Origin of the sequence: Nocardia sp. NPDC058519 (assembly GCF_042719755.1) — a bacterium.
GTDB lineage: Bacteria > Actinomycetota > Actinomycetes > Mycobacteriales > Mycobacteriaceae > Nocardia.
This window is the reverse complement of record NZ_JBHXNK010000017.1, coordinates 50,721-75,379: the sequence shown is the minus strand read 5'-3', so window position 1 is coordinate 75,379 and position 24,659 is coordinate 50,721. Positions and strand designations below refer to the sequence as shown.

The window sequence follows — 24,659 nt, the reverse complement described above, 5'->3', positions numbered from 1 at the left end:
TCAGCGCACGCTTACGTCTACGGTCTTGCTCGTTCATGAGAGCGTTCTCCTCGAGGTGATCACACGGGTTCTTCGTCGGCGAGCAAGCCGGCGGTGGCGATCTGGCGCAGGCCGTCACCGATGGCGGCATCGGTGCTCAGCGGCGCCAGCACACAGGCCTGCACGGCATCGATTTCGCGCGCGCCGGCGCCGATGAGTTGGGCCGCCGCCACCAGCACGCGCGTCGACGGTGGCTCGAAATGGAATATCTCGTCCGCGCCACGAATAGTGTTCGCGCAGTGGACCAGTCGGGTCGCAACCGCCGGATCGACGCCGGATTCCGTCACCACCACATCGGCTTCCCGTTCGGGCGGCAGGTAGTCCATGGTGATGGTGACGAAGCGCTGTCGAAATGACGGTTTCAGCACTTTGAGTGAACTGCGATAGGCCGGGTTGTAGGAGCAGACGAGCATGAACGATTCGGGGGCTGCCACCACCTCACCCGCGCGGTCGAGGAACAGCGCACGCCGATGGTCGGCGAGCGAATGCAGCACGGCCAGTGAATCGTGGCGGGCCTCGATCACCTCGTCCAGATAGCAGATGGCTCCGTCCTTCACGGCCCTGGTGAGGGGTCCGTCGCTCCAGACCACGTCTCCGCCGGTGACGAGCAACCGCCCGACCAGGTCTGAGCTGGTGATGTCGTCATGGCAGCTGACGGTGACCACCGGTCGACCGAGCAGCGAGCCCATGTGCTCGACGAATCGCGTCTTGCCACACCCGGTCGGCCCGGTGAGCATGACCGGAAGGCGCTGCTGGAACGCTCGTTCGAACAGTTCGACCTCGCCGCCGCCGGCGAAATAGGAATCAGATGTCATAGGTCGACCAACTCTCGGTGAATATGTGCGAGAACGCGGGGAAGTTCATCCACCCGCCGAATGCGTTGCGAGCGTGTGGGTCCGAATACTTCGGGCAGTGGATCGACGCGAACCGGGCCGATGCCGATGTAGTAGACGGCGATCCCGGCTGCGACGGCCTCCTCGACGGCATGTGCCACATCGGCCCACGCGTAGCGGCCCTCGTACCCTTCGTCGGAGATGAGGCCGTCGCCGATGATGATGAGCTGGCGACGCTGCGCGGGTTGTTCGAGCAGCCGACCGGTCAGGTGCCGCAGTGGCGCGCCGAGGCGGGTGTAGCCACCGGCCATCAGCCCGAGACCGCCGACATCGACGAAGTTCCGGTCGTCGAAGTCCTTCAGGCACCGGACTTCCACGCGGTGACGGGTATTGCCGGTGAACACGAAGATCCCGTGCCGTTCCCTGGCGACCGTCATGGCCCGGGAGAGGGCATCCGCGCAGGCCAGCTCCAACCGGAAGGTCGCGCCGCCGTTGATGCCGAGCGAGGAGCTGCCGTCGAGCAGCACAGCGGTCGTGACATCGCGGGCGCTGGGCAGCAATTCACGAAACACCCGTGGTTGCGGCGTCGCGCCGACCTGTGTGTCGACGTAATGGCTGATGTAGCGGTCGATGTCGATGTCGGACCCGTCCACCAAGCCGCCGCGCATGGAACGATGGGTGAGTTCCTCGAACCAGCGACGCACCTCGGGCGAGGCAGGCGCGATCGGGCTCGACGAGGTGGGTTGGCGGCGTTCCATGACCGCGACGTGGTCGCGCAGAAAACTCATCGTCCACTGGTTCCACTCCGGATACGGAATCCCCGCGCGTTGATCGGCGCGGATCTCGATGTCCTCGTTCTCGGGTCGGCTCGGTGGTGGCATGTTCGAGGCCCGGCTTCCGCCTTCACCACCGACCGGTACCGACCAGACGCGGTAGCTGTCGCTGCGATGGGATGTCCACGGCATGCGGCCATATATCCGCCGCGCCGCCATCGCCACACGGCTCCGCGGCGGCGCGGCCAGCGGCAGACTCCCGAGCAACGGATACTCCCCCAGCGCCCGCGGCGACCGAGCGAGCGCGACGGCGCGCTCGATGATGTCGTCACCGGGCAGGTCGGGATCGATGAACTCGAGTGCAGGCAGCCACCGGCGCAGTTCGGGTACCAGTCCGGGAAACCGCTCGCCGACCCAGGTCGCGGCGACGTCACCCTCCACGATCGAGAGTGCAGCACGCTCACGCGGTGACAACTCGTGCAGCAGATACTGCGCTATCCGGTCTTTGGAAGGCGAACACTGCAGTGCGACACCGCAGGTCATGGTGATGCGGTTCCAGTCGGCCGACGGCGGATACGGCACGTGCACGAAGCTGAGACCCGGGCTCAGGCCGAAGCCGCGCCGCTCGCCGGTCACCAGGCGGACGCCTTGGCGGCGGCGGCCCGACAGCGCAACCGCCGTCACCGCGTAGCTGCGCTCGATCGACGCCGCGGGCCCGGTCGCGGTCATCCTGGATCTCCGCGGGTACACGCCGACGCACGTACAGAACCCATGATCAGAATGTCCCGATATTGCTCAGGATCCAGTACCAGAACGCGATGATGAGAACCACCGCGCCCCAAGCGAGGACAAGTCGGACGATGTCGAGCAGCATGATCGGGATTCCCTATCTGTCGGCGAATGGTGGGTTGCGTCGCGGTCATCGGGGCTCCAGGCTCCGCAGAGTCGCCGTCACGTAGTCGGCCAGCGCCGCTGTACGGACGGCTTTCGAGCCGCTCGTGGTGGTGAGCAGGGCGTAGAGACCGAGCAGGAAGAACACGGCGCTGTGGTAGGACTGGACGACGAGTTGGGCTTGCCCGCGCGCGGCGGCCTGTTCGATCTCCACGGCGACCAGTGCGATCACGGAATGTTCCCGCCAGGTCTCGTCCAATGGTCGGGTCGGCGAGAAGTGCACGGCGAGTAGGTCTTTGAACAGCTTGCTGCCAAGACGCCGTTCCATGGCCGAGACGAGCCGGACGACTTTCGCCAGCACGTCCGCCAGATCGTGGGGCGTACGGAGGTACCGTTCGAGCTCCCCGGCGATGCGCGCCTCCTCGCGCTGCTCGAGTTCGAGCAGTACGTGTTCCTTGGTCGGGAAGTGGAAGTAGAAGGTCCCGCGTGCCACGCCCGCGTCCTCGACGATCGCGGCGATGTCGGCCTCGGCCGCGCCGGCTCTACCGAATTCCGCAACCGCCGCATCGAGCACTCGCTTCCGTGTGAGTAGACGCTGCGCCTGTCGCCCGTGGGGCTTGTCCTGGATTTCGCTCATGCCGCGAGCTAACTCCCGTCATTGACTCGCGTCAATCAGGCGCGCAGAGAGGCACGGCGAGATTCGCCAGAGCCCTTCTCCTGCTTGCTGATCGAGTCAGCTCGAGTGAATCCCGGCTGGTCATCGACCGCGTGACCCAATACTGACACATGTCATTGAAATTCGTCAATAGATCTTCGGATCGCGATCCGGCGGTTCGCGGACACCTGACCACACCCACCGAACTCACCCCAGGGCGACATACCGGAAGGCATACTGTATTCATGCGAATGAGGCTCCCCGGCGCAGGCGGTGCCGGGGAGCGTATGTGCGGCAGGGATGTTGCCAGGCGCGGCTATCCGGCGCGGTTGCGAACCCTCGTGAGCACGGCGGTACCGACGAGCAGCACCCCCACGACAGCCAGACCGATCGGCAGCCACATGAAGAGTCCGCGGATCAGCTGACGGCCGTCCTTCGCATCACCGAGCAGGGCGTCGAGGGTGGTCTGGTCGAATCGGAGCTCACCGGCGAACGCGGTCACCTGGTGCGGACTGTCCGCAGTTTGCGCGTAATAGATCCGCGGGCTGGTCACCAGGTCGACGGTCGCGCCGGTAGCCGGCTCCACCCACATATCGCGGACATTGGCGTAATACTGGTTCATCGTCACCATATCCATGCCGCCCGGCAGGCCCCACTTCGCCGCAGGCAAGGTCAGCTGGGTCTGCTGCGTGATCCCCACGGTCTCGGTCATATCCACCGGTGGCAATTCGGAACGGAAGTGATACAGCCGCATCCCGTCGATGCTGCGGTCATCGTCGATGTAGCGCGCCGTAGTCGGCGTGTGCGCCATGAGTTCGTAGAATCGGTGATCCGATTTCTGTACATCAGGGGTGAAGGAGAACAGCGTCCCGATGCGGGCAGGCTCCGCCGCCGGCGGAGCGGGCGGGCCCGTCCACGTCGGTACCGGTTCGGCGCCGACCAGATAGTTCTGCCGGTCGACCTGCACGACATCGGTCGTGTTGATGAAAACTGCGGAGTCTCCCGCGACGTCGCTCCGCGCCCCGAGGAGACTGCCGTGGATCACGGCCGACGAACTGTCGGCCGATTCGGCCAGCGTCGTTCGCGCGGTAATGGATACCGGGACATCCTTCGATGTCTGCACCGGTGCCGCCGAGAAGAAACTCGACCGATCGATCAACTCACCCTTACCGACGACAACGGTGGTCTGGTCCAGCTCGTCCGGTAGACCGACGACCGAATCCCGTACGTATGTCGGTAGCAATGCGGCGGCGACGAGAAAGGCAACTCCTGTAACGCCTGCCGCGATCCCGGTAAATGACCTCTTTGTCATGAAATCCTCTATCCCTGGCGGAGATGTCGTGGCATCCGATTTCTGCTCATGGATGACCACTGTGATCCAACACACTGAAGATAGTCCAACGGTTGGCCTTACGGGATAGATTGCGATAAGTATTCCTATATCGATTCGAACGCGGACGCGCGGGCCGTGTCCGAGTTGAAACCCACCCGAACAGCCGATGACCGCCGCCCCGTATTCGGAGCGGCGGTCATCGACGGCTATCCGTCACGACGAGAAAAGCGCCGGAACTACTTCGGCTGGAAACGCTGCCCACCGTCGATACGAATGACTTCACCGTTGATATACGGATTCTCGAGCAGATGCTGAGCCAGCAAGGCGTATTCGGCCGGTGCGCCCAGCCTCTTCGGGAACGGCACCGCCGCAGCGAATTTCGCGAGCTTCTCCTCGCCGAGGAAATCCATGATCGGGGTGTGCATCGTTCCCGGAGCGATGCTGTTCACCCGGATGCCGACAGCGCTGAGATCGCGGGCGCCGGTCAGGGTCAACGAGATCACGCCACCCTTGGCCGCCGCGTAGGCCGACTGACCGATCTGGCCCTCGTACCCGGCGATGGAGCTGGTCATGACGATCGCGCCACGCTCACCGCTGTCCTTCGGCTCGAGCTTCGCGATCTTCGCCGCCGCGAGCCGAAGCACGTTGTACGTGCCCGTCAGGTACAGCGCGATGGTGTCGGTGAAACCCTTCAAGGTGTGCGGTGTGCCGTCCCGGTTGACGACCTTCTCCAGCACACCGAAACCACCGTGGGCGATCACCGCGTAGCGCAGCGTGCCCAATTCGTCGGCCGCCGCGAACGCTTCCTCGATCGTCGAGTCGTCGAGCACGTCGGTGCGCACATAGACCGCCTTGTTGCCCAGCTCCTCGGCCAGGGCCTTGCCCTTGTCATCGTTGACATCGGCGATCACAACGGCCGCGCCTTCGGCGTGCAGCCTGCGCACCGTCGCGTCACCCAGCCCACCGGCACCACCGGTCACCAGTACTACTTCACCTTCGAACGACACTGCGTCTCCTCACTTGATGGGTTGATGGTGGACGGGCAGCTCGCTGCCTCACTTGCCCGTCCAGTTGGGGGTTCGCTTCTCGGCGAACGCCTTCGCGCCTTCCTGCGCGTCCTGCGTCCCGAAAACCGGGGCGATGAGCTCCAGCTGCTTCTGCCACATCTCGCCGGTGCTCCACTCGGCCGCCTTGACGATGACCTCCTTGGTCACCGCGACCGCGATCGGTCCGTTGGCCGTGATCCGTTCGGCCAGAGCCAGTGCCCGGTCCAGCGCTTCCCCGGGTTCGGCCACTTCGTTGACGAAGCCCCACGCGGCGGCGTCCTCCGCCGTGAAACTGTCACCGGTCAGAGCAAGTTCGAGTGCCTTCTGGTACGGAATGCGCTGCGGCAGCCGCAACAGCGCACCGCCGCCTGCCACCAGGCCGCGTTTGACCTCGGGAACCCCGAACCGCGCGGTCTTGGATGCGACGACCAGATCCGTGGCCAGGACCAGTTCGGTGCCGCCGGCCAGCGCGTAGCCTTCGACGGCGGCGATGATCGGCTTTGCCGGTGGCTTCTCGGTGAATCCGAGTCCACGACCGGCGACATAGGGGTACTCCCCCGCCGCGAAGGCCTTCAGATCCATTCCGGCGCTGAAGTTTCCGCCGCTGCCGGTCAGGACCGCGACGGACAGCTCGGGACTTTCGTCGAGTTCGTCGACGGCGTCGGCGAGTCCCTGACTGACCGCGAGATTGATCGCGTTGCGCGCGTCCGGCCGGTTGATCGTGATCACCAGCGTTCGCCCGCGCCGTTCCACTAGCACTGCGTCCGACACAGATATCTCCATTCTCTCGGTGAAAGCACTCAGACTTCGATGACGAGGGCGCCGCCCATACCGCCACCCGCGCACATCGCCGCGACGCCGATACCGCCGCCGCGACGCCGGAGCTCATAGATCAGGGTCGCCACCTGGCGGGCACCCGAGGCCGAGATCGGATGGCCGAGGCTGCATCCGCTGCCGGAGAAGTTCACCCGCTCCTCGTCGATGCCGTGCGCGCGGCACGCGGCGATCGGGACCGAGGCGAAGGCTTCGTTGATCTCCCACAGCGCCACGTCATCGACGGTCAATCCCGCACGGTCGAGCACCTTGCCGATCACGTTCACCGCGGCGATGCCGTTGTCCGCAGGCGTCACACCCACGTTCGCCCAAGCTCGCACTGTCGCAAGAACATCCAGGCCCGCACTCGCCGCATAGTCGTCTGCGGTGACTGTCACCGCGGCGGCGGCGTCGTTGATGCCGCTGCTGTTTCCTGCCGTGATCGAGAACCCCTCGATTTCGGGATGCAGAACGGGCAGCGCCGCCAACCGCTCGGCGGTCGTCTCCCTGCGCGGATGCTCGTCGACGGCGAAATCGAGCACCGAGCCGTCGGGCTGGGCGACCTTCAACGGCAGGATCTCGTCGGTGAACTTTCCCTCGTCGATCGCGGCGACGGCCCGCTGATGCGACCGCAATGCCCAGTCGTCCATTTCCTGACGGCTGATGCCGACCTTCTTGGCGGTGTTCCAGCCGACGGTGATCGCCATGTCCATCGTGGGCGCGTCCGGGGTCTCCGGGTGTGACGGCGGGATCCACGGTTCCTTGAATTCGAGCTCGGGCCCCGACCCGGGTACCCGCCACTTCATCAGCGGAGCCGTCGACAGCGATTGCACACCGCCGGCCACGATCACCCGCTCCATGCCGACGCCGATGTGCGCGGCCGCGTTGGCGATGGAGGTGAGACTGCCCGCGCAATGGCGATTCACCGCTTGGCCGGGCACATTCAGCATTCCCGCGGCCACGGCCGCGTGACGCGCGAGGTCGCCGCCGCCGTAGTTCAGTTCGGCGAAGATGACATCGTCGACGTGCGTCGGGTCGATGCCCGAGCGGCGAACGGCCTCGGTGAGGATCTCGATGGCGAGTGTCTCCGACGCCACGTTCACGAGCGCACCCTTGAACGATCGCGCGATCGCGGTGCGGACCGCACTGACAATGACTGGTTTGGGCATGTCTCTCAACCTCTGAGTTCCGGCTACACCCATAGATGCGGCCTGGTGTGTATTGCGATGAATTACAGGTCGTGTATTCGGTCAGTCGATGGTGAAGCGGATCGGCAAATGCTTCAAACCACCCACGAAAGTCGTCGCCGTCAACTCCGGCTCCCCTGCCAACTCGATCGATTTCAAGCGCGGCAACAACTCCCCCAGGAACTTGCTGATCTCCATCCGTGCCAAGCCCGCACCGAGACAGAAGTGCACGCCGTAACCGAACGCCACATGCTTGTTCGGCTCACGCCCGATATCGAAGCGGAACGGATCTTCGAAAACGTCCTCGTCACGATTCGCCGACGCATACGACAACAACAGCGAATCACCCGCCGGAATAGACACCCCGTTGACGACCGAATCCTCAGCGGCAGTTCGCATGAACGCCTTCACCGGTGTTACCCACCGAATGATCTCTTCGACAGCGCCCGGCATCAGACCCGGATCAGAACGCAAACGATCGAGCTGGTCAGGATGCTCGATCAACGCCCGTAGACCACCAGAGATACTGCTACTCGTCGTATCGTGGCCCGCCGTGGCGATGATGGCGTAATACGAAACAATGTCCACATCCGACAGTGGCTCACCATCGATCTTCGCGTTCGCGATCATCGACGCCAGATCATCGGTCGGATTCGCCCGCCGCGATTCCGTCAATCCCTGGAAGAACGTGAACATCTCCACCAACGCGTTCATCGCCTCATCCGGCGGCGTCGACCGCTTCAACTCGTCATCATCAGAACCCACGAGTTCCTGGGTCAACTTCAGCATCAGCGGAAAATCCGACTCCGGCACTCCGAGCAGCGACATGATCACATACAGCGGGAAATTCACCGCGATCTCGGACACGAAATCGCACTCACCACCCGTATCCCGCATCCGGTCGACATATCGCTTCGCGAGCTCCTCGATCCGCACCCCCATCGCCTTCATCGCCTTGGGCCCGAACCAATCCGCCGCGATCGCCCGCACCACCCGATGCTGCGGATCATCCATGTGAATCAGCGTCCGGATCCCCACCGCTGCCTGCATCTCGTCCGACTTCGCGGTCATCAACACCGGACGCGGCCAGTTCGTGAACCGGCGATTCGCCCGCTCCACCGCCATCACGTCCGCGTGCTTGGTGATCGCCCAGAACGGTTCATAGCCGGAGACTTCCGCCCGCGCGACCGGCTTCTCCGCCCGAAGCGCGGCCAACGCGGCATGCAACCGCGGCTCATCGGCGTAGGCGGCAGGATCCGCCAGAACGTTCGCGGCCTCATCAACGATCGGCATCCCTATCAGCACCTTTTCCCGTTCCGAGCTGGCAACCCAGCAATCCACCACACCGCACGCACCCGCGCAGATGGCGTTGTCTCGACCTCAAGACTGATTTATAGTTACCCTTACTGTCAAGCTTTCTGTAACAGATGCCGTATCGGGCATCAGAACGGTGGAAACCCATGGTCGCCCAGCAACGCAGGATCGTCGTCGTCGGAGCAGGGTCCGGCATCGGAGCGGCGACGGCGGCGCACTTCCACGAGCAGGGAGACCACGTACTCGCGGTCGATCTGCACGCGAACGACACACCGGCCACCCAGCACGAACAGTGCGACCTGCGCGACGCGAGCGACATCGCGGCCCTGCTGGACCGCATCGGGGCGGGCTGGGACGCGTTGGCCTACGTCGCGGGCGTGCCGGGAACCGCACCGGCGGCCGATGTCCTCGGGGTGAACTACCTCGGTATGCGGCTGTTCACCACCGGAATGCTGCCGCTGCTGCGCGAGGGCGGCGCGATCGTCACCGTGGCCTCGGTCGCCGCCCTCGGCTGGCAGCAACGGATCGACGATCTCGCGGGCCTGCTGGCCGCGACCGACGCCGATGCCGTGGCGCAGTGGCAGGCGACGCAGGACCCGGCCTATCCCGTCTACAGCACCTCGAAGCAGGCGTCGATCATCTTCGCCAAGCGCCTGGCCCCGACCGCTTGGCAGAAGTACGGCATCCGGGTCAACTCCGTGAGTCCAGGTCCCACCGAGACACCGATTCTCACCGATTTCGAAGCGTCGATGGGCAAGGAAGTCCTCGACTCGGTCAAGGCCACCGTCGGCAGGCACGCGACAGTCGCCGACATCGTGCCGGTGATCGCCTTCCTCGCCGGCCCTGACTCCCGCTGGGTCAACGCCCAGGACATCCACGTCGACGGCGGATTCGTGGCCCCGTTGACCGTCGGCCCGGCCATCGAACTCTGAACCGTTCCCACTCGCCCGTACGGCGCCACAACTCGTGGCGCCGTACGGGCGTTGCGTTCGGAAAACAGGTGTCATGCCGAAACCTCGGACGACACATCGAGATCGGTGCCGCCCGAGGTCGTTCGATCAGAGTTCGGCGACAGCCTGTTCACGAGCCCAGCGATAGTCCGCTTTCCCCGCGGGACTGCGACTGATCGCGGAGCGGAAGACGACCGCCTTCGGCAGCTTGTAGCGGGCGAGCGACTGCGCGGCATGGCCGACCAGCTCATCGAAATCCACGGACGCGTCTTCCACCAGTTCCACGACCGCAACGACCTCTTGGCCCCACCGCTCGTTCGGACGCCCGACCACCAACACGTCGGCGACCGCGGGATGAGAAACGATCGCCGACTCGACCTCCTCGGCGAAGATCTTCTCGCCGCCGGAGTTGATGGTGACGGCGTCGCGACCGAGCAGCTCGATCGTCCCGTTCTCGAGGTGGCGCGCACGATCACCGGGCAGCACGAAGCGCACGCCGTCGATGACGGGGAAGGTCGCAGCGGTCTTGGCCGCGTCACCCTTGTAGCCCAGTGGGGTGAACTGACGTTTCGCGAGCCAACCGAGACCGTCGTGGCCTGCCTGCAGGACGGTGCTGAAATCCTCGGCGACGACCCTGGTGTCCAGACCCGCGGAGAACGTTCCGGTCGAGACGAAGCCCGCCGCCGACACATGATGCAGCTGGGTTCCGGTTTCCGAAGATCCGACACCATCGAGCACCACCAAACCCGGCACTGCCTCGATCCATTGCTGCTTGACCTGCGGGGTGAGTACCGCTCCACCATTGGCGAGCGCGGCCAGCGACGACACATCGGCGATCTTCGATTCCACGGCGGCGAGCAACGGTCTGGCCATGGCGTCACCGACCACGATGGCGATCGCGACTCGTTCGCGCTCGATCGTCCGCACGATCTCGGGCCCGTCGATCCGGTCCACCACCGGGGAGAACACAATGGATTGACCGGTCGTCATGGCGGTCAGCACCGCCCACTGCGCCGCGCCGTGGATCAGCGGCGGCAACAGCATGAGTTTGACGCCGGGGTTCGCGGCGGCCCGCGCACCGATCTCCTCGTAGGAGCTCACCTGCGTGCCGGTGTTGATGTCACGCCCGCCGCAGGCCGCCATGTAGATGTCGTGCTGGCGCCACAGCACGCCCTTCGGCATCCCGGTGGTGCCGCCGGTGTAGAGCACATAGAGATCGTCCGGTGAGGCTGTCACCGGCAAAACCACCGGTTCTGTTGCGGCGATGATCGTTTCGTAGTCGACGGCGCCGTCGAGCAGCTCGTTTCCGGAGTCGTCGGCGATCTGGATGAGGACCCGCAGATGGGGCAACTCGGACCGAATCTCGGCCACCCGCGGCGCGAAGGTCGCGTGGTAGACCAGTGCCGTGGCGCCGGCGTCGGCCAGCAGATGCTGGAGTTCGCTCTTGACGTAGCGGTAGTTCACGTTGAAAGGCGCCACGCGCGCGCGAAATGCCCCGATCAAGCTCTCGACATACTCGTTGCCGTTGTAGGCATAGATGCCGAGCAGGTCCTGGCCGACCTCATGCGGTTCGAGCTCGCGACGTTCGGTGTGACAACCCAGCCCCTGAGCGTGCAGGTAGGCAGCGAGCCGCCGGGACCGGTCGGCCACCTGCGCATAAGTGTGTCTGCGGTCGCCCTGGATGATGATTTCCCGATCCGGGAGCGCCGCGGCGGCGGCATCGGCGGCGCCGACGAGAGTCAATTGCGTCGAGTCGGACCCGGTCGCGGAAGGGGACAACGTAGCTCCTCAGTGATCGTTCGCACGCGCTCACGCGCCCGAAAATTGTGGTGGAAGAAGTGGATTGAACGGCCGGTGGCGGGCGCCTCAGCTGGCGGGCTCGCGTCGCGGCAGGCGTCCACGCACCCGGCGCTGAGTGCGCCAGCGCGCGGCCCGCAACGCGAGATCGATGAACTTCGCCGTCCGGAGATCGAAGGGCGGCGCCGCTATCCCGGTGATCGCGAACGGGAGGTCGGTCCCCGCCACCGTGCGCAGGTGGCTGAACGTGTCGAACCCGGTCTTCCCGTGATAGGCGCCCATCCCGCTGTGCCCGACACCGCCGAACGGCGCGTTCTCGGAGAACATGTGGATCGCGAACTCGTTGCGCGCGATCCCGCCGCTGCGGGTGCCGTCGACGAACCTGCGGAAATCCGTCCGGTCCGGGCCGAACCAGTAGGCGACCAACGGCGAAGGCCGCGCGTTGATGTAGTCGATGACATCGGCGATGTCGGCGTAGGGCCGGATCAACAGGACCGGACCGAAGATCTCCTCCGTCGCGATACGCATGTCGTCGCCGACGTCACGGATCAGCGTGGGCGCGATCTTTCGCGCAATCGGATCGGGCAGTTCCTCACCCGCCGGTGCGAGCGATTCCACCCTGGCACCTCGAGCTCGGGCATCGTCGACGAGGGCGAGCACACGGTCATAATTGGCGGCGTCGACCGAGGCCGTGTAGTCGTCGTTGTCCAGGATCGTGGGGAACATCCCACACAATTCGGCACGGAGGCGGTCGACGAAGCGATCGATCTCGGCTTCCGGAACGAATACGTAGTCGGGACAGACGCATACCTGCCCACCGTTGACCATTCTGGCGCGGGCGACCCGGTTCGCGGCACGGTCGATATCGGCGTCGGGCGCCACCACGACGGGATTCTTTCCGCCGAGCTCGAGGGTCACCGGGACCAGATTCTCCGCCGCGGCTCGCTGCACGAGACGCCCGACACCGGTCGAACCGGTGAAGAAGAGGTGGTCCAGCGGTAGGCGGGTGAAGGCGGCACCGATGTCGGGTCCACCGGTCACCACCGCGAGTTCGTCCTGGTGGAAGTAGCGCGCAGCCAGCGAACGGGTCAATTCAGCGGTGTGCGAGGTGATCTCCGACATCTTGATCATCACGCGGTTGCCCGCGGCGAAGGCCGACGCCGCGGGCACCACGACCAGCTGCAGCGGGAAGTTCCACGGGCCGATGATGCCGACGACCCCGAGGGGTGAGGGATGGACTTCGGTGCGGATGCCGTACAGGCGTGCGAGCCGGTTCGGGCGCACCGGACGCATCCAGCGCTCGGTGTGTGAGCGGGTGTGCTCGAATGCGGTGAGCATCCCCATGATCTCGGCGAACAACGTCCCGGTCCGCGAGCGCGTCCCGAAATCGCGTGACATCGCATCGACGAAGTCGTCGATATTGTCCAGGACCATGGCCAGCAGCCGGTCGATCCGGTCGCGCCGGACTGCCGCCGACGCCGGGCCGTCACACAGGAATGCCTGCCGTTGCCGGTCCAGAATCGCGACCAGCTCGTCCGGATCTGTCGTTTCACCGGTCCGACCGGCCTCACTGAACCCGACAACCTGTGACATCCGCGCCTCCGCACTCACATCGAACCCGCCGCAGCCTTCGTTCGGAGGCAAACAACAGATACTGTTCCAGTAATACCAACTGTAACAGCGTCAGCCCTGCCCGAACAGTGTTTACGCTGCGCTGGATGTGACCCGTGCGGGGTCAGGGCAGAGCCACCCGACTCGCGAGCCAGCGACCGTCGACGAGCTCCATCGTCATCATCACCCGGCTGCGGTCCACCCTGGGATCGGGCGAGGCTGTGTTGGTCACCGTCTGGTCGACGAACAGGATGGCCTCGACCTTCGTCGGGGTCGCCGACTTCACCGCCGCATCGAGCACCGTGCCCTTGCCGGTCGCCTTGTTCTCCAGCAGCAGCTGCCGCAACTGCCCGCTGGAGCGCGTGTAGGTGTCCTTGAACTCCCCGGTCGACCCGTCGAGCACTGCGGTGAAGTCACGGTCGAGATTGCCGGAGTCGACGCTGGTCAACGTGACCGCATACGCTCTGGCCGCTTCGAGTCCGGCCGCGGCCGCGGCGTCGGTGTCGCTCTCCTGCTTCAGCTTCCATCCGAGAATCGCCGCGGTGACGACGGCTACCACGGCCACCAGCACCAGCAGTGGAATGCGGATCTTCTTCCAGATCAATGCCGCGATCATCCGACGGATCGCCCATTTGGACGGCATCACGAATTCGGGCTCAGCCGGCGGGGTCGTCGAATCGTCGACGGACGATTCTGCGGTCGTGTCCACGGACTCGTCCGAGCTCTTCTCCACCGAGACAGCTGCCACAGTGGCTGTTTCGTCGGTGGTCGGGATGGCGGTGGGGTCGGTCTTGGGATTCATCACAGATTCCTCATCGGGGTGGAGCGGGGACCGTCTGGCCGGAGTCGACCAACGGCAACGGCAGGGGCAATGACCAGGGCCCGATCGGGGTGGGGCCGGCCGTTCGATCGGCGGGTTCGCCCGCGGGCGGGCGACCGGGCAGGCGTTCCCCCGGCGGTCGCGGCGCATTGTCCGCGCCGCGGACCAGGACCGCCGGGTTGTCGTCCGAGCAGTGGGTATAGAGATACGGTTCGGAATAGTCACCGACCGACGGTGGTTTCCGCGGCAGGTCGTACACGCACGTGTATCGCGGATACAGGCTGACCAGCCCCCAGAATCCGCCGTCGTGCATCACTGTCGCCAACGCGTCGAGGGCCGATCCGGCGCGCTGGGTCGGGAAGAAGAACTCCTGCATGGCCGGTACCCGGGTATTGGTCACCTGGGCGACCGTCGACAGGCTGGTCAACAGCCCGACCACCGCGGCGGAATTGTCGGCCAGCACGGTGTCCAAGGCGGCGAGTGTTCCCGGCGTCGCATCGAGGAATTCCGCGAAACCGCCGGTCTTCGCTTCGACACCGCGCATGAAGTGCGCGGCGTCGGCGGAGAACCGTTGCAGCCCTGCCGATCCCGTACCCAGGGTCGCGAGCACTGTCTTGCTGTCGTGCACCAGTGCGACGGTCTGCGGAAGCACCGAATCCAGCGTCGACACCAGGAAGATCCCGCCGTCGAGGATGTCGATCAGCTTCTGCGGCCCCTCCGGTCCGACCCCGAGCTCGTCGACCACCGAGGCGAGTTGGGCCGGATCCACCTGCGCCAAGCTCGAATCGAGGGTGCCGAGCATCTGCCACAGCGGGGTGGGCGTGGAGGTCTTGTCCGAGGAGATCTCGGCCCCGTCGCTCAGATACGGGCCGGTCGATCGGGTCGGCCGGAAGTCGAGGAACTGCTCTCCCGCCGTGGACAGGCTGGTGACGTCGACCGTACCGTCGTCGGGCACCCGGATTTTCGCGTCGATGCTCGCGACCGCGACCACGCCGTCCGGTGCGAACTCGACCGAACGGACTTCACCGATCGGCACACCGCGCAAAGTGACGTCCTGGCCGGGCAGCAGCCCACCGGACTGGGTGAGATGCACCCGCACCGCGATGGTCGACGCCGACGGATCGAAGCCGAGCGCACCGAACACCAGGTATGTCGATCCGGCTACCGCCACCATCGCCAGCGCCACCGCCGAGAGCGCGAGCCGATACGGATGCCCGCCGCGCACCCCACCGACCAGCAGCCGGGCGGGCAGATCCGCCACCGCCGACCCGAACGAAGCGAGTCCACCGACGGCGCTCATCGCCCCGGTCCCAGGACCCGCTCACGCAGGGTGAGCAGGGTGTAGGTGAGCGAACCGACGAGCGCGTGCCAATCGCTCGCATCAGGTATCCGGCTGCCGGGATCCGCCTGGTGACCGGGGTCGGCGAGCGCCCCGATCGCGAAATCCTCCAGGTCGACGTTGCCGTGCGCCGAGGTACCGCTGGAGAGCCTGATGACGGTGGGCAGCAGAGCATTCATCGCGGCCAGGCTCGCGTTCGGATTCAAGATGGCGTCGTTGAGCCCCGCGGAGATCTGGTCGAGATTCGCGATCAGCCCGCCGATCTCACCACCGCGAAGGACCGGGAACTTCGCCAGCTGAGCGCTGACATCGTCGACCTGCCGGACGAGTTCGAGCGCCTGCTGGGCATTCGCCTCGATGACCGTGGAGGCGGGACCGGCGGCGCTGATGAACTCGCCGATCACGGTGCGGTTCGCGGCCAATTCGGCGACCAGCCGATTGGTTTCGGCCAGCGCGAGCCGGATGTCGTCGGACCGGGCAGCCAGGGCCGTGACCAGCTGGGTGGACTGATCGAGCAGCCCGCCGAGGTTGTCGCCGCGATCGCCGACCGCGCGCCCGAGACCGTTGACAACGCTGGTCAGATTGCGGATGGCGCCGCCGTTGACCAGCAGCGAGGCAGTGGTCAGCAATTCCTCGACGGTCGCCGCCGCCGAGGTCTCCGGCAACGGGATGGAGTCTCCGTCACGCAGGGCGGCGGTCGAGGGTGTGGCGTCGACCGGCGCGTCGAGCGCCACGTAGACGTCGCCGAGCGGGGTCGCGGTGCGCAGCTGTGCCCGGGTGCCGACCGGAAGCTCGACATCGGCCCGGATACGCAGCGACACCTTGGCTTTGTAGTCGGCGACCGACATCGCGGTCACTTCACCGACATCGGCGCCCGCCAGCCGAACCTTCGCCTTCGCAGGCAGATTCAGCGCGTTCGCGAAGGTGGCGTCGATCGTGTATCCGGACTCGCCCGATCCGGGTGCCGACAGCGGCAGATCGTCGAGCCCCACGCCACATCCGGTCGTGAGCACGGCGACCGCCAGCGCCGCGGTCGTCAGCACGGAATTCTTGGCTCTCATCGAGGCAACCTACTCATCGCTTCCAACATGTCGGTGATACCGAAATCCGGCCCGAAATCCTGCAGAGTCCCTGTGCTGCAGCCCAGTTGGCGGAGGCCGAGGATATTGCACACCTCTTTGACCATCTGCCCGTCGAAGGCGACCCGGTCGAGGAGCGCGTGAATGCGCGCACCGCCCGCCTCCTGGTCGACCGCGTTGTAGCCGTTCGCCAGCAACATCGGCGACAGGTCGAGGAATTCGGCCAGCTGGTCGCGATAGTCGGCGAGGGCCTTGGTGACGGTTGCCGTGTCGGCGACCGCGCTGCGCAACGGCTCCCGATTGGCCATCAGCAGGTCGTCGGCCTCCCGCATCACCGTGGTGATCTGCGCGCCGGTAGCTCCCGATCCGATCTCGAGCTGGGTCAACATCTCACCCAATTGCCCCGAGGCAGCACCGAATTCGCGGATGACCTGGTCGCCGTCGGCGGCTGCGGCGACCAGCACCGACAGCTCCTGCATGATCTGGGTGACCGCGTCCCGCGTCCCCGCTCCCGCGTCGTCACCCAGGCGCAGCGCCCGCGACAACTCGTCCATGGTCGCGCGCAATTCCTGCCCGTTGCCACTGGTGGCCGACGACGCGACGGCGAGCATCCGCGCGATCGGTCCCTCACCGGGCTGTTCGCCGCCGAGCTCACCGGACATGTCATCGGCCATCGAGATCAACCGATCCACACCGACCGGCGTCCTGGTGCGTTCCAATCCGAGCGTCGTGCCGTCGCGCAAAGCATCCCCGCCCCGGTACACGGGGGTGAACTCCACGTGCCGGTCGGTCAGCACCGACGTCGATACCGTCACCGCCGTGGCGTCCGCCGGGATCTTCGCCTCGCCGTCGACCCGCATGGTCACCTCGACATAGGCCCCCCGCGGCACGATCCCGGTGACTTTCCCGACCGGCATGCCGAGGATCGCGACCGTGTTGTCGACATACAGTCCGGCGGCGCTGTCGAAATGGGCCACCACGGTGATGTCGTCCGGGCCGCGTTCCAGCGAACCGCTCGCGCAACCGACGAATCCGAGGACCGCGAGCACCGTGGTGACCCGCACGAGCTTCAGCAGTGTTCTCATCGACAATCTCCGAAATACTGTGGCAACTGAGCCAGCTCGGCGTGTCCGCTCAGGGCGCACATCCACGAGTCGACGAGCACACCGCCGGGCGCGTTGAAGTCCACCGAGTTTCCGTTGCCGGCGGCGTTGGTCAGGTTGCGGACCGCGACAGGCAAGATCTCCAACGTGTTGCGCAGCAGGTCGTCGTGGCGGGCGAGGCTGCCGAGCAGACCGTTGAGCCCGGTGAGCAGCTGGTCGATATTGGCCCGGTCATCGACGATGATGCCGCGGACCTGCTCGACCAGCCGGGTAGTGGCCGACATCAGCAACTCGATCGCTTGTCGCCGGGAAGCTATGTCGGTCAGCAGGTCTCGCCCCACGCCGACGATCACCTCGACATCGGACCGCTGGCTGGTGACCACGGCGGTCAGGTCACGCACCCCGGTCAGCAGTGAACCCAGTTCGTCGCGGCGGCTACCCAGAATGCTCGACAACGTCCTGATATTGGTCAGTACACCGGGAAGGACCGCGGGCACGCCGTCGAGTTGCGTGGCCAGGGTATCCAGCGAGCGGCTGATCTGCGCGGCATCGACCTGCTCGAAGGTGGTGGTGGCGTTCTCCAGCGACTGCTGCAGGTCGTAGGGAACGGCGGTGTGCGACAGCATGATCCGTCGCTCGCGCAACTCACCCGCGCCGGCCGGGCGCAGCTCCACATAGCGGGCGCCGAGCAGTGTGGTCAGTTTGATCGCCGCCGTGGTCTCGACGCCGAGCGGTACATCGTCGGCGATACGCATCGTCACCACGACGCGGTCGTCCACCAGCTTCTGGCCGGTCACCGCGCCGACCTGGACGCCGGCGACCGTGACGCTGTCACCGACGCGTAGCCCGGCGGCCTGGGCGAACTCGGCGTCGTAGCTGCGCTCGCCGACGCCGAGAGTGTTCCAGCCCAGTGCGGTGATCAGCAGCGCGACCAGCACGGCCAGCGCGACGATCCCCAGCATGCGCGGGTTCTGTTCTTCGATCGGCCGTGAGAGCGAGGAGCTCAGCCGCCGGATCCGGGTCGATAGTGTCATGAATTGCCTCACCTACAGATCGGCGATTGCTGAACGGTTCCGGCCGGGGTGGCCATGCGGACGATCGCCGGGATCAATTCCGAGAGCGCGGGGATCACCGTGAAGCCGAGATTGCAGAGGTAGACGTTGAGGTTCGCGCCTTCCTGGCTGACCCGGGCGATCCCCTTCAACAACACGGGCAGGTTGAACCCCAGGTAGGCGAACTGGTCCTTGTTCTGCTCGAAATGCCGGGTGAATCCCGGCTCTCGGCTCATCAGCCGATCGAGTGCAGGCCGGTCCTGCGCGACGACCGTCGCCATCCGATCCGCGACTCCCGACACCTCGGTCAGCGTCGTCATGATTTCGTCGCGGTGACGGGCCAGCCCGTCGACGATGGTCCGGGTTCGGCTCAGCAACGTGCCGAGTTCGGCCCGTCGGCCCGCCAGGTTCTGCACCACCTGGTTGAGATTGGTGATGACCGCGCCGAGCACCTGGTCCGGACCGGCCAAAGACTGTGCCAGCGTAGACATCTGCTCGATCAATCTCGTCAACGAGCCCGCGTCCCCCTGCAGAGCCTGAACGAGCGCGGCGGTGACATTGTCGACCTGCTGCGGATCGAGGCCGCTGAACAGTGGTTCGAATCCGTTCAGCAGCGCCGAGAGATCGAAGGAAGGCTCGGTGCGCTCCACCGGGATCTCCCCATTGCTCGGAAGTTCGGTGTCAGAACTGATTTCGTCACGGGACAGACCGAGATAGCGCTGTCCGATGACATTCTGATAGGTGATGGCGGCGACGGTGTCGCCGTAGAGGCGCTGGGCATCTTGCACGCGAAAACGAACTCTGGCCCGCGTGCCGTCGAGTTCTACCGCGTCGACACGTCCGACGCGCACTCCCGCCATCCGCACGTCGTCGCCGACCCGCAAACCGGTGGCGTCGGTGAAGATCGCCGAATACGGCTTCGTCGAGCCGTCGATGCCACGATTCAAGGTCACGAAGGTCATCGAGATGAGGGCGAACGCGACGACGAGGAAGACGCTGAGTCCGGCCACCGAGCGACGATGCTGGTTCATCGTGGTGCACCTCCTGTTTCGGGGACTCCGGTGGTGAGTAGTTGAGCCAGAACCTGTTCCGCGCTGTTGGCGCCGCCGCCGAGTACCCGGCCGATGAGGTCTTGCATCTCCGGGGTCAGGACGGGTTTCGGAACGGAGCGGGGGTCCAGCGATGCGGGCAGCGGCTCGGCCGAGGTCGTCAGCGGCGCTGTCGCGCAGCTCGGTCCGGCGAGGTCGCCGTATCGGGGGCAGTCCGCCCGCGTGTACGGGGTGTCGGGTGTCAGCCTGATCTGGAATTTGCCGGTCCCGTTCTGGGTCTCCTCGTTCCAGAATTCGGCGAACCACACGTCCGACAGATTCTTGATGCTGCCCACGATGGGGCCGAAACTCGAACTGCCCGCGGCGAACACGTCCAGGACCGGAGTCAGCTGATCGGTGATCGTCACCATCTCGTCGACGTGGCGGTCCAAGCCGCCGTCGACGGTCGACAATGTCGCGGTGCCTGCCGTCAGCAGGTCGTGCAGCTCGGCTTCCTGCTCCACGACGGCCCGCATCGGGACGACCGCGGAATGCAGGACATCGAGGAGATCCGGTGCCGCCGCGGCCAAGCCCTGCACCGATTCGGTCAGCGCGGTGATCGTCGACGGCTCACCCGGCGGTGCGATCTGGGCAGCGAGTTCCCTGGTGATGTGGTCGAGCTGGGCACCGGCTCGAACGAGGTCGGCGCCACGCCGGTCGGTGGCCTTGGCGACCGCGGCGAGCACTCCCACCGTGTCGCTCGTGCTGATCCTCGCCGTCGCCGCCACGATCGTTCGCAGCTTGGTCAGGGCGGTCTGCAATTGCACCGTCGACAAACTGGTGTCCTGTTGGATCTCCGCACCGGCCCGCAACGGTCGTCCCGGACCGTTGTCGACCAATTGCACCGACGACACCGCGAAGATGTTGCTGGGAACCACCCGGGCGGTCACCGAAGCCGGAATGCTCACCAGCAGACGCGGTTCCAGCTCGAGTCTGGCCCGATTGCGGCCACCGTCGATCGATGGCGTCACCTCGGCGACAGTCCCCACCAGCACACCACGGAATTTCACGTCCGAGTTGGGCGGCAGGCCGTCACCCACCTGCTCGAGCAGGGCAGTGATCTCGGCCTTCTCCTCGAAGGACCCGGTCGATTTCATGTACACGACCGTGAGACCACCGACGATCAGCGCGAACGCGACCAACCCCCGCAAGAGCAGTGACAATTTCGACGGTCCGCGTCCGTCCGTGTCGAACAATATCGACATCTCACCCTCCCAGCCGCGCGCTGGCCCCGATGCCCCAAATGGCAATGGTCAGCATGAGATTGACGACGATCATCACCGAGATCGCCGCACGCATGGCGCGGCCCGCCGCGATGCCGACGCCCTGTGGTCCGCCCGCGGCGTAGTAGCCGTAGTAACACTGGATCGTGGTGGTGATCAGTACGAAGACAATCGCTTTGCCCAGCGAGTAGATGATGTCCGGTCCGTTCAAGACGAGCTGGAAGTAGTGGCGATACGTCCCGATCGACAGCCCGCCAGACATCCCGACCACCATTTCGACAGCCACGTAGTTGGCCGCCAGGCACAGTAGATACAGCGGAACGATCGCGACCACCGACGCCAGCAACTTGGTGCTGACCAGATAGGGAATGGACCGGATCGCCATCGACTCCATCGCGTCGATCTCCTCCGAGATACCCATCGAGCCCAGTTGTGCGGTGAACCGGCAACCCGCCTGCGCCGCGAAGGCCAGCGATGCCATGATCGGCGCCAGCTCGCGCGTCGAGGCCGTCGAGGCGACCAATCCGATGGCGGGCTCCATGCCGAGCAGATGCAAGGCGTTATAGCCTTCCAACCCGATAATCGCGCCACCGGCCGCACCAAGGATGATGATGACGCCCGCCGTGCCTCCACCGACGACGATCGATCCATTTCCCCACGCGATGTCGGACAGGGTCCGCATGAACTCGACTCGATAGTTGCGGAGCATCACGGGAATCGATGCGGCGGCGCGCACGAAGAAGGTGAGCATGTGCCCGAGTCGCATGAATGCAACGCCGAGTTTTTTCGAATATGTTGTCACCAGTCTGGTGCCGAACGGGTGATAGGTGGATGCCATTACAAGCCCTGCCTGGGAAACAGCATCATGAACAGCTGGGTGAACAATACATTGACGATCATTAGCAAAAGGATCGACGACACAACCGTCGAATTCACCGAGTTCGCGACACCTGCGGATCCGCCCTTGGTCGTCAGCCCCTTATGGCAGGCGACCACTGCCACGATCGCGCCGTAGACCACCGCCTTCACCATGGTCAAGACCAGATCCCCGACAGTGGCGAACGAGGCGAACGTCGCCACGAAACTCCCGGGCGCACCGCCCTGAGCGAAGACATTGAAGGCATAGCCCGCCACGAAACCGACGAAGCACACCACCCCGGTCAGCGAGACGCCGATGACGATCGCCGCCAGAAACCGGGGAACCACCATGCGCCGGATCACCGAAACGCCCATGATCTCCATGGCGTCCAATTCCTCCCGGATCTTCCGTGATCCCAGGTCGGCGCAGATAGCCGAGCCGACCGCGGCGGCCATCAGCAGCGCCGCCACCATCGGGGCGCCCTGCCGGATGACCGCCAAGCCACTGGCGGCCCCCGCCAACGAGGTGGCACCGACCTGCCCGGCCAGCAGCCCGAACTGAATGGAGAGCGTGACCCCGATCGGCAGGGCGACAAAGATTGTCGGCAGCACTGCCGCCGACGCCATGAAAGCCCCCTGCGCGAGGGTTTCCCGCACGGCCAGCTTCCCCGTAAAGAGGTCGACAATCAGATATTGCACCGTACGAACACCGAGGACGAACTGGCCACCGACAGTATCGATGGCAACACCGGGATGCCGGCCGAGATAACCGCGAAACCATGCGGCGACTTCCCTGCTCGCCGGCATCGCAGACCGCTCCGAGCCCACCGCTCGCCTTTCGCGGCGCTTGTCAGCTGCCGGATCGAATCCGTTTACCATCGGTTCGCGCGTCTCCATTCGGGTAACACCGCCCATTTGCCATCCCGAGTGTGCGTGACATCACAGGGTCAAGTCAACAGAATTCTGGAACTATTTTTCAGTACAATTCAGACATTCGATTTTATGGCATGACAATATGCCCGCCCAGAAAATAGGCGAGCTTTTATTACCGCGTCGGGGCATATTTCCGATCGATAATTAATACGTAGGGAATTCAGGTTTTATGGACTGTCCGATCAGTCGGACACCCCTCCGATCGCGGCGACGTAGGGATATCCGTGCCGTAGCCGCCGGTGTGCGGACGGGGCCCAGCCGCGATGCGAGTTCCGACGAACCATCCCACTCCTCCCGACCGCCACGCGACGACCACCATCCGCCCACCGGCTCTCACAGTTGCCACTCGACATCACCTGCCGGGTCGGCCTCGGACTCACGGGCGGCGCAGGTCGTTCACAGCTGCCCGATACGACGTGAGCAAGCATACTGTATTACTTACAGTTAGTCACGCAGGAGGGCAGAGCTGTCGAGAGGCGCCCGCGGGCCTCGGTGCCCCGACAGGGCATCCGCCCGCCGGGCGTCCACTGGGCGGCGGGTACGAGTACCCGCACCGGTCAATCGAGCCGGAAGTCGGCGAAGTCGAAGCCCGGCGCGACGACACAGCTCACCAGCGTGTACTCCTCGCCCGCCGGGCGGGCGGCCTGACTCACCCCACCGGGGACCACCGCCTGGGGTCGCTGCCCCTGCTCGACATCGGGTCCGAGGACGATCTCCTCACCCCCGATGTTCAGCAGCAGCGGACCACCCCGATGCCACATCCAGATCTCGTCCGAGGTCACCGTATGCGGTGCGGACTCCTCACCCGGCAGCAGCAGGAAGTAGATCGCCGTCGCGCTCGCGCGCGTACCGGAGTAGCCAGCGGGCTCGAATTCCACCGCACTGCGCCAGGTTTCACGGAACCAGCCGCCCTCGGGATGCGGCTGGAGATCCATTTCTGCGGCCAGTTGCGGACGGTCGTCGCTCATGGAGCCACAGTATTTCACCTCGGCGGGTGGTGCGCGCGCATGCTCGCCTCAACCCTCGTCTGTCCGGTCAGCTCTCGGCGACGACACAGAACTCGTTGCCGTGCGGGTCCTGCAGCACAGTCCATGCGAAGCCGGGCAGCGAGTGTTCACCCAGGACCGTGGCCCCCAGGACCGTCAGCCGGTCGACTTCCGCCGCGCGAGCTGTGGTCTGGAAATCGATATGCACACGGTTCTTGGTCCCCTTCGTCTCGGGAACGCGCTGGAACGCGAGGTAGCGCCCCTCCCCGAAACCGACACCAGGTGGGGCAATCATGACGTAGTCCCCCGAGTCGGCGAGGACGGTGTAACCGAGTGCGGCACTCCAGAACTCGGCCAGCTCAGCGGGGTCGTTGCAGTCGATGGTGATACCGCCGACGGTGATGGTTTCGGACATGGACGAAACGCTAGGCCACAGCACCGACATTTTCCGGTGGCACGGGGACGCTTTGCAGCTGTGTTCGACAGGGCGCTGCCACTGATCGACTCGTTCGGTCCTATCAGTCCGGCGTAGACCCGTGATCGGAGAGGTGGGCGGCCAATCCGGTGGGTGTGGGATGCAGGAACATCAGGTGCAAGGGGATGTCCCGATCGAGTTCTGCTTCCAGCGCGGCCATCAATCGGGTGGCGGACAGCGAATCCCCGCCCAGGGCGAAGAAGCTGTCATCGACCCCGACCCGATCCATCCCGAGGACCCGTGCGAACACACCGGCCACGAGCTCTTCCCTCGGCGTCGACGGCGACCGGAAGCGGGCACGCGCCTGACTTACTGCGTTCTCGGTGGCGTTCCGGTCTCCGAGCATTGATCGCCGGTCGGTGCCATCGAGCAGTTCGATGGCACCCACCAGTGGGGCGGTGTAGGGGGTGTAAGATTGGGGGTCCCCCCAAATGCCACAAGCGAAGCAAAGCCCCCGCGCA

The 24,659-nt window shown here is 65.3% G+C and carries 23 protein-coding genes; 1 reads left to right on the top strand and 22 read right to left on the bottom strand.

Going from position 1 to position 24,659, the window contains the following annotated elements:
- Positions 1-59: 59 nt before the first annotated feature.
- The 8 genes from ACFWPK_RS19715 to ACFWPK_RS19680 all read right to left on the bottom strand — a co-directional run bounded on the left by ACFWPK_RS19715 (position 60) and on the right by ACFWPK_RS19680 (position 8,863).
- Positions 60-854 carry a CbbQ/NirQ/NorQ/GpvN family protein gene (locus ACFWPK_RS19715; RefSeq protein WP_378917724.1) on the bottom strand — a complete coding sequence of 265 codons (795 nt, stop codon included), beginning with the start codon at positions 852-854 and terminating at the stop codon, positions 60-62.
- Positions 851-2,374 (bottom strand): nitric oxide reductase activation protein NorD, encoded by a 1,524-nt coding sequence (locus tag ACFWPK_RS19710; RefSeq protein WP_378917722.1) that lies wholly within the window; start codon positions 2,372-2,374, stop codon positions 851-853. Before ACFWPK_RS19710 ends, ACFWPK_RS19715 begins: the two co-directional genes overlap by 4 nt.
- Positions 2,375-2,564: 190 nt before the next feature.
- On the bottom strand, positions 2,565-3,173 hold the full coding sequence (locus tag ACFWPK_RS19705) for a TetR/AcrR family transcriptional regulator (RefSeq protein ID WP_378917721.1): 609 nt from the start codon (positions 3,171-3,173) through the stop codon (positions 2,565-2,567).
- A 334-nt stretch (positions 3,174-3,507) separates the two neighbouring features.
- The gene (locus tag ACFWPK_RS19700) at positions 3,508-4,503 is read right to left on the bottom strand and encodes a DUF3068 domain-containing protein (RefSeq protein ID WP_378917719.1); all 996 of its coding nucleotides are present in this window, start codon (positions 4,501-4,503) and stop codon (positions 3,508-3,510) included.
- A gap of 257 nt (positions 4,504-4,760) precedes the next feature.
- On the bottom strand, positions 4,761-5,531 hold the full coding sequence (locus ACFWPK_RS19695) for an SDR family oxidoreductase (RefSeq protein WP_378917718.1): 771 nt from the start codon (positions 5,529-5,531) through the stop codon (positions 4,761-4,763).
- 48 nt (positions 5,532-5,579) lie between these two features.
- Positions 5,580-6,341: a crotonase/enoyl-CoA hydratase family protein gene (locus ACFWPK_RS19690; protein ID WP_378917717.1), complete on the bottom strand. Its 762-nt coding sequence runs from the start codon at positions 6,339-6,341 to the stop codon at positions 5,580-5,582.
- 29 nt (positions 6,342-6,370) lie between these two features.
- The gene (locus ACFWPK_RS19685; protein ID WP_378917715.1) at positions 6,371-7,552 is read right to left on the bottom strand and encodes a thiolase family protein; all 1,182 of its coding nucleotides are present in this window, start codon (positions 7,550-7,552) and stop codon (positions 6,371-6,373) included.
- Positions 7,553-7,633: 81 nt separating this feature from the next.
- A complete protein-coding gene (locus ACFWPK_RS19680; RefSeq protein WP_378917858.1) occupies positions 7,634-8,863 on the bottom strand; it encodes a cytochrome P450 in 1,230 nt (409 codons plus the stop codon).
- A 167-nt stretch (positions 8,864-9,030) separates the two neighbouring features.
- Between ACFWPK_RS19680 and ACFWPK_RS19675 the strand changes: the two genes are divergently transcribed.
- Positions 9,031-9,816: an SDR family oxidoreductase gene (locus ACFWPK_RS19675; RefSeq protein WP_378917712.1), complete on the top strand. Its 786-nt coding sequence runs from the start codon at positions 9,031-9,033 to the stop codon at positions 9,814-9,816.
- Between the two features lie 126 nt (positions 9,817-9,942).
- Here ACFWPK_RS19675 and ACFWPK_RS19670 read toward each other — a convergent pair whose 3' ends face one another.
- The 14 genes from ACFWPK_RS19670 to ACFWPK_RS19605 form a co-directional block, all read right to left on the bottom strand.
- Positions 9,943-11,613 (bottom strand): acyl-CoA synthetase, encoded by a 1,671-nt coding sequence (locus tag ACFWPK_RS19670; protein ID WP_378917710.1) that lies wholly within the window; start codon positions 11,611-11,613, stop codon positions 9,943-9,945.
- Between the two features lie 87 nt (positions 11,614-11,700).
- The gene (locus ACFWPK_RS19665) at positions 11,701-13,224 is read right to left on the bottom strand and encodes a coniferyl aldehyde dehydrogenase (RefSeq protein ID WP_378917708.1); all 1,524 of its coding nucleotides are present in this window, start codon (positions 13,222-13,224) and stop codon (positions 11,701-11,703) included.
- A 142-nt stretch (positions 13,225-13,366) separates the two neighbouring features.
- Positions 13,367-14,044, bottom strand: coding sequence for a hypothetical protein (locus ACFWPK_RS19660; RefSeq protein ID WP_378917706.1), 678 nt, complete (start codon positions 14,042-14,044; stop codon positions 13,367-13,369).
- A gap of 10 nt (positions 14,045-14,054) precedes the next feature.
- Positions 14,055-15,362 (bottom strand): MlaD family protein, encoded by a 1,308-nt coding sequence (locus ACFWPK_RS19655; protein ID WP_378917704.1) that lies wholly within the window; start codon positions 15,360-15,362, stop codon positions 14,055-14,057.
- The gene (locus ACFWPK_RS19650) at positions 15,359-16,462 is read right to left on the bottom strand and encodes an MlaD family protein (protein WP_378917702.1); all 1,104 of its coding nucleotides are present in this window, start codon (positions 16,460-16,462) and stop codon (positions 15,359-15,361) included. The genes ACFWPK_RS19655 and ACFWPK_RS19650 overlap by 4 nt, the downstream gene beginning before the upstream one ends.
- On the bottom strand, positions 16,459-17,565 hold the full coding sequence (locus ACFWPK_RS19645; protein ID WP_378917700.1) for an MCE family protein: 1,107 nt from the start codon (positions 17,563-17,565) through the stop codon (positions 16,459-16,461). The genes ACFWPK_RS19650 and ACFWPK_RS19645 overlap by 4 nt, the downstream gene beginning before the upstream one ends.
- On the bottom strand, positions 17,562-18,617 hold the full coding sequence (locus ACFWPK_RS19640) for an MCE family protein (protein ID WP_378917698.1): 1,056 nt from the start codon (positions 18,615-18,617) through the stop codon (positions 17,562-17,564). The genes ACFWPK_RS19645 and ACFWPK_RS19640 overlap by 4 nt, the downstream gene beginning before the upstream one ends.
- An 8-nt stretch (positions 18,618-18,625) precedes the next feature.
- Positions 18,626-19,666: an MCE family protein gene (locus tag ACFWPK_RS19635; protein WP_378917696.1), complete on the bottom strand. Its 1,041-nt coding sequence runs from the start codon at positions 19,664-19,666 to the stop codon at positions 18,626-18,628.
- The gene (locus tag ACFWPK_RS19630; protein ID WP_378917694.1) at positions 19,663-20,928 is read right to left on the bottom strand and encodes an MlaD family protein; all 1,266 of its coding nucleotides are present in this window, start codon (positions 20,926-20,928) and stop codon (positions 19,663-19,665) included. The genes ACFWPK_RS19635 and ACFWPK_RS19630 overlap by 4 nt, the downstream gene beginning before the upstream one ends.
- Position 20,929: 1 nt before the next feature.
- Positions 20,930-21,784 (bottom strand): ABC transporter permease, encoded by an 855-nt coding sequence (locus tag ACFWPK_RS19625; protein WP_378917692.1) that lies wholly within the window; start codon positions 21,782-21,784, stop codon positions 20,930-20,932.
- Positions 21,784-22,611: an MlaE family ABC transporter permease gene (locus tag ACFWPK_RS19620; RefSeq protein ID WP_378917856.1), complete on the bottom strand. Its 828-nt coding sequence runs from the start codon at positions 22,609-22,611 to the stop codon at positions 21,784-21,786. The genes ACFWPK_RS19625 and ACFWPK_RS19620 overlap by 1 nt, the downstream gene beginning before the upstream one ends.
- 683 nt (positions 22,612-23,294) lie before the next feature.
- Complete coding sequence (locus ACFWPK_RS19615) at positions 23,295-23,705, bottom strand: cupin domain-containing protein (RefSeq protein ID WP_378917690.1); 411 nt, start codon at positions 23,703-23,705, stop codon at positions 23,295-23,297.
- A gap of 67 nt (positions 23,706-23,772) precedes the next feature.
- Positions 23,773-24,138, bottom strand: a complete 366-nt coding sequence (locus ACFWPK_RS19610) for a VOC family protein (RefSeq protein WP_378917688.1) — start codon at positions 24,136-24,138, stop codon at positions 23,773-23,775.
- Between the two features lie 103 nt (positions 24,139-24,241).
- Positions 24,242-24,586 carry a phosphopantetheine-binding protein gene (locus ACFWPK_RS19605; protein WP_378917687.1) on the bottom strand — a complete coding sequence of 115 codons (345 nt, stop codon included), beginning with the start codon at positions 24,584-24,586 and terminating at the stop codon, positions 24,242-24,244.
- Positions 24,587-24,659 lie beyond the last annotated feature (73 nt).

Bases quoted from the DNA above. Each gene is read 5' to 3' on its own strand.
- ACFWPK_RS19715 (WP_378917724.1), bottom strand. From the start codon at position 854: ATGACATCTGATTCCTATTTCGCCGGCGGCGGCGAGGTCGAACTGTTC.
- ACFWPK_RS19710 (WP_378917722.1), bottom strand. From the start codon at position 2,374: ATGACCGCGACCGGGCCCGCGGCGTCGATCGAGCGCAGCTACGCGGTG.
- ACFWPK_RS19705 (WP_378917721.1), bottom strand. From the start codon at position 3,173: ATGAGCGAAATCCAGGACAAGCCCCACGGGCGACAGGCGCAGCGTCTA.
- ACFWPK_RS19700 (WP_378917719.1), bottom strand. From the start codon at position 4,503: ATGACAAAGAGGTCATTTACCGGGATCGCGGCAGGCGTTACAGGAGTT.
- ACFWPK_RS19685 (WP_378917715.1), bottom strand. From the start codon at position 7,552: ATGCCCAAACCAGTCATTGTCAGTGCGGTCCGCACCGCGATCGCGCGA.
- ACFWPK_RS19680 (WP_378917858.1), bottom strand. From the start codon at position 8,863: ATGCCGATCGTTGATGAGGCCGCGAACGTTCTGGCGGATCCTGCCGCC.
- ACFWPK_RS19675 (WP_378917712.1), top strand. From the start codon at position 9,031: ATGGTCGCCCAGCAACGCAGGATCGTCGTCGTCGGAGCAGGGTCCGGC.
- ACFWPK_RS19665 (WP_378917708.1), bottom strand. From the start codon at position 13,224: ATGTCACAGGTTGTCGGGTTCAGTGAGGCCGGTCGGACCGGTGAAACG.
- ACFWPK_RS19660 (WP_378917706.1), bottom strand. From the start codon at position 14,044: ATGAATCCCAAGACCGACCCCACCGCCATCCCGACCACCGACGAAACA.
- ACFWPK_RS19655 (WP_378917704.1), bottom strand. From the start codon at position 15,362: ATGAGCGCCGTCGGTGGACTCGCTTCGTTCGGGTCGGCGGTGGCGGAT.
- ACFWPK_RS19650 (WP_378917702.1), bottom strand. From the start codon at position 16,462: ATGAGAGCCAAGAATTCCGTGCTGACGACCGCGGCGCTGGCGGTCGCC.
- ACFWPK_RS19645 (WP_378917700.1), bottom strand. From the start codon at position 17,565: ATGAGAACACTGCTGAAGCTCGTGCGGGTCACCACGGTGCTCGCGGTC.
- ACFWPK_RS19640 (WP_378917698.1), bottom strand. From the start codon at position 18,617: ATGACACTATCGACCCGGATCCGGCGGCTGAGCTCCTCGCTCTCACGG.
- ACFWPK_RS19635 (WP_378917696.1), bottom strand. From the start codon at position 19,666: ATGAACCAGCATCGTCGCTCGGTGGCCGGACTCAGCGTCTTCCTCGTC.
- ACFWPK_RS19630 (WP_378917694.1), bottom strand. From the start codon at position 20,928: ATGTCGATATTGTTCGACACGGACGGACGCGGACCGTCGAAATTGTCA.
- ACFWPK_RS19625 (WP_378917692.1), bottom strand. From the start codon at position 21,784: ATGGCATCCACCTATCACCCGTTCGGCACCAGACTGGTGACAACATAT.
- ACFWPK_RS19620 (WP_378917856.1), bottom strand. From the start codon at position 22,611: ATGCCGGCGAGCAGGGAAGTCGCCGCATGGTTTCGCGGTTATCTCGGC.
- ACFWPK_RS19615 (WP_378917690.1), bottom strand. From the start codon at position 23,705: ATGAGCGACGACCGTCCGCAACTGGCCGCAGAAATGGATCTCCAGCCG.
- ACFWPK_RS19610 (WP_378917688.1), bottom strand. From the start codon at position 24,138: ATGTCCGAAACCATCACCGTCGGCGGTATCACCATCGACTGCAACGAC.